4 protein-coding genes are annotated in these 3961 nt (G+C 61.0%); all 4 read right to left on the bottom strand.

The annotated features are described in order from the left end of the window. Window positions 1-262 precede the first annotated feature (262 nt). Window positions 263-709 (bottom strand): ATP-binding cassette domain-containing protein, encoded by a 447-nt coding sequence (locus D7Y15_RS42615; RefSeq protein ID WP_233605309.1) that lies wholly within the window; start codon window positions 707-709, stop codon window positions 263-265. Between the two features lie 220 nt (window positions 710-929). Then, entirely contained in the window at window positions 930-1376 is a 447-nt protein-coding gene (locus D7Y15_RS42610; RefSeq protein ID WP_158629217.1) for a Mov34/MPN/PAD-1 family protein, read from the bottom strand. A 44-nt stretch (window positions 1377-1420) separates the two neighbouring features. Next, a complete protein-coding gene (locus tag D7Y15_RS42605; RefSeq protein WP_158629216.1) occupies window positions 1421-3151 on the bottom strand; it encodes a ThiF family adenylyltransferase in 1731 nt (576 codons plus the stop codon). A 44-nt stretch (window positions 3152-3195) separates the two neighbouring features. Further along, complete coding sequence (locus tag D7Y15_RS42600; protein WP_121756122.1) at window positions 3196-3843, bottom strand: hypothetical protein; 648 nt, start codon at window positions 3841-3843, stop codon at window positions 3196-3198. Between the last annotated feature and the right edge of the window lie 118 nt (window positions 3844-3961).

Here is a 3961-nt window from a genome sequence, read left to right as displayed (position 1 = left end):
CGCGACGGGAATCACGGTGACCTCCCCCTGCTGGATGGGTTGGCCGAAGACGCTGCGCGCGGAGATGCTGTCGCGGGTCCGGTCGATGAGGTCGATGACGTCCATGGCGGATTCCCCTTCGAATGCTCCCGCCAGAGATAGGCACGGTGGGAGCGCGCGCCATCACACCAAGGCACCAGTCCGGGGCCCGGCTCGCCGCTGAGACGCGCCCCCATGCGCGTCGAGCATCACGACAGCGTCGACTCCGTCGAGGAGGAGCAGGTCACGGGCAAACAACCCGCGTATTTCCTCCCAGGCGCCAGCCCTTCGCCCGCTCCTGTTCTCGCCAGAGCGCGGCGTAGACGCCATCCCGGGCGAGCAACTCGTCTTGCGTGCCTGACTCCGCGACGCGCCCCTTGTCGAGCACGACAATCCGGTGCGCGCGTCGCACGGTCCGCAGTCGGTGCGCGATCACCACGACGGTCTTCGTCTTGACCAGCGCGTCGATCGCGCGCTGAAGCTCCGCTTCGGCGGACGCGTCGACGGAAGCCGTCGCCTCGTCGAGGAGCACGATGGTCGCGTCCTTGAGGATGGCGCGTGCGATGGAAAGACGCTGGCGCTCTCCGCCCGAGAGCGATCCGCCTCCTTCGCCAAGCACAGTGTCGTAGCCGTTCGGCAATGCCGCGACGAAGTCATGCGACCTCCTCGCGTGAAGCCTCAGGGCGCCCAATACAGAGGTTCTCCAGGACAGTCTCCGAGCAGAGGACGACATCCGAGAACACCATCGTGGGCACGCGGCCCCGCTCCTGTAGTACGCGTTGCTCGAGCGGCTAGATCCCCACGCCGGCAAGCGCCATCACTGCGTGTGGCGCCTCAAAACACCAGCACGAGATGTATCCTGTTGCAGTAAGCAACCCCTCTGACGCCCCTGCCCCTCTTTCTTGTCAACCCTAGCCCGTGTCCTGTTGAAGCATGGAAAGGACCTGTCCTTGCCGAGTTCCTTCCCAGACTCGCACCTCGCGGATCCCGACGACAATGAAAAGCAGCGAGTTTCCATCAAAACGATCCATGCGTAGGCGACGCCGCCAATCAGCGATATCTATAGAAGAAGGGTTCGGGATGGGCTCTGGGTGGGTGTGCCATTCGCCCAGGTACTGACAGGTACCCCGTGAGACGGCCCATCGTGCGTTGATCACCTGCTGATGGCGCGAGCGGCTCCGACGGAAGGAGAAGGGCAAGCGCCAGTCTCCTGTCATGGGAATTGTCACCTCATCGACGACTACGTCTCGACATCCCATGATGTAGCGGCCCAGCAGTACTCCGCCCGCTTCGCGGTGCCAGAGGCGAGTCTGCCGGAATGAATTCATCTGCGACAGCGCCACCGGACTGAGCTTCACGCAAGTTCCGTCCATGCGGCAGAACACAAGTCCCACACTGCGCGTCATTTGGCGCATGCCGCGCAGTTGTGCCTGAAATAAGTGCCCAAATCCTCGCTGCTCCCGTCCTCAAGGGCATTGAAGCGTGGAGTAACATCGAAGCCTGCTTGCACGAATGCCCTAGGATCTCCCTTCCATGAGATGAGCGAAGCAGTCTCAATCTCACCCCGCAGTACGCGCAACGCGAGGCGTCCAGCTGCTTCGGCCGTGCGTTGGGCATCGAGATCCGCGAAGGGAAGATGCGCGCTACCGCATCCGAGCATGTCCTTCGTGTAGATTTCTCCCGGGGTCGCGAAGCCAGCTCGATTCTCCAGGGGATCGTCGAGATGAGGGCGGTGGTAGAGACACTCGAGACAGCCTCGAGCGTGGGCACCCTCTCGGTGGACGTGGGTCACGAGGGCGTGCCCTCCAAGTCCTAGAGGCTCTAACCACGTGAAGACCGCGGGAGGATGTGTGGCGGATGACCAGAGCCATTCATTCAGGTGCAGTTCGATTGTGGGCTCGCCCAATGCTGAAATGATGAGATCCTGGTCACGCATCACATCAGGCTTCTCTACAAGGAACTTCTCGATTCGCGTCTGATAGGAAGACACCTTCACATAGGGGATAAGGCGCTCAAGTTCCTGCTTCAATCCTTCCACCTTTGGCTCGCGATCCCTGGCCATCCCGCACACGTGCCGATATGCGTTCTCCATGCCGAACCGGTCCGGATCGACCAGCGATATATGGCCAACGCCCGCTCGCGCGAGGAGCAAGGCCAGGTATCCACCCACGGCACCACATCCTGCGATAAGGACACGTCGTTCGTGGAGCGTCGTACTGGCTCCTCCCCTGGGTGCGAGAAAAGCGCGGTCTCGTCGCAGGAGCTCGACTGGGCGAACCCGCCCACGAGCTCGTTCATCCCTGAGTGGGTGGCCTCCCTGAATTGCTTCGATATTGACACCCAGGAGGGCGCGTTCGCCCTGTGTTCGGCGCACCCCTAGCACCACGAACTCTTCGCTCTTATCGAGTCGTTCCAACAGTTTTGCCAGAGTGCGACGATCCTGCTCGGGCAGCATGCCCACGTACTTCCGGAGCCCTTCGAAGGTCGCCAACTCCCTCGGGTGGAATGCTGGATTGGCAGCGGCAGGATCGACGGGAACATAGATGGCATTGCGATGGGTCACATGGTCAATGCTTCTCCGTGCCAGCGACTGTTCAAAGACCGAAGGACTGTCAGCAACGGCGGCCAGTGCGCCCTTGTAGAAGAGCGCAGTGGTTTCATGTGGATGTTCACCCGCGTCGACGACACAGTTGATGTGACTGACCGCCAGATGATGCCAGTAGGCGACGGCTTCTTGCGCGAACTCCTCGGCAAGCATCCCTGCGTCCCTGCCAGCGAGGAGTGAACTGAGTAGCTTCCTGACTCGTTCCAGGGACTCTTTGATGATGTGCCAGGAGTCACGGCGGTCGAGCAGGATGCTGGCCTCCGATTCATAGCAAAGCTTTCCATCGTCGGAGACATGTGGGAGTTCGACTGGAGGATGAACGCTCTCGATCGCGATCTCTGGCAGACATAGCGGAAACGATCGCGGCAGCCCCACACGCAGTTCGATCGCATGCCCCTCAATGGTCATGCACCCGATCACTGCGCTCTCCACGTCTCGCGCCTTTCTCCACGTCAATGCCTGCGTGGGCGGCAGGACCCGAGTCCCCTCAAGCAGCGCGGTGCTGGCAACGCACTTGAGGAGACTCATGGAATCCTGAATCGGTGGGGCGTCGGAAGAGCGCATCATCTGGCTCAAGCCGAAGTTCCTCCAGTGGAAATAGCGCGGCCTCGGGGCTGTCCGGTCTCATCCTTGTCAGGCACAGGGAACTCCTCACCGAACTCCTTTCGCATGAGCTTACAAGCGTCGACGGGATCCGCTTCCTTCGCGACCTCGTCGAGCCGGTCCCTCAGTTGGATCAGGCGTTCTCGGAAGGTCGTCATCTGGCCATCGGTCATGCGCGTGAAGATGTCTTTCCCAGGGGCAACCGGGATATTGACCGAAAGCCGGTAGAGCGCAGCACCATCCTCATTTGAGCCAACAGTGTGGAATTTATTGATCAGCAGCGCGACGAAGGACCGCATGGCTCCGAGGTCATCGAAGGTGGTCTTCTTGGAGAACTCGTCGCGAGTGAGGAGGGGCGAGAACCACATGCCCGCAGCGACCGTGAGGCCGATACCCGAAGGAGCATTGTTCCCGTCTTTCTTGAACTTCTCCGTCTTCCACCGCTTGAGTGCGCGGACCACTCTCAAGAACTGCTGCTCCTCTTCAGCCACCGGGAAGCGGTTCTCGATCCATGTGCCAAGTCCGATGGGGTCGGATTCTTCCCACGAGCGATCCTTTTCCGCGGCATTGCGCTTGCCCTTCGCCAGGAAGAGCTTCCGGCCCGGGCTCTGAGCCATCCCCTCATATGAAACCGAGCGCTTCTTTGAAGACAGGGTGCTGGTGGAGGAGTTCGGCGAAGCGCTCGACGAGAGGCCGCAATCGCTCCTCCTTCATCATGGGAATGGCTTGGTAATA

The organism is Corallococcus sp. AB030 (genome assembly GCF_003668965.1).
In the GTDB taxonomy this organism is placed as follows: Bacteria; Myxococcota; Myxococcia; order Myxococcales; family Myxococcaceae; genus Corallococcus; species Corallococcus exiguus.
This window is presented reverse-complemented; position numbering and strand designations above follow the sequence as displayed.

Bases quoted from the DNA above. Each gene is read 5' to 3' on its own strand.
- D7Y15_RS42600 (WP_121756122.1), bottom strand. From the start codon at position 3,843: ATGGCTCAGAGCCCGGGCCGGAAGCTCTTCCTGGCGAAGGGCAAGCGC.
- D7Y15_RS42605 (WP_158629216.1), bottom strand. From the start codon at position 3,151: ATGAGTCTCCTCAAGTGCGTTGCCAGCACCGCGCTGCTTGAGGGGACT.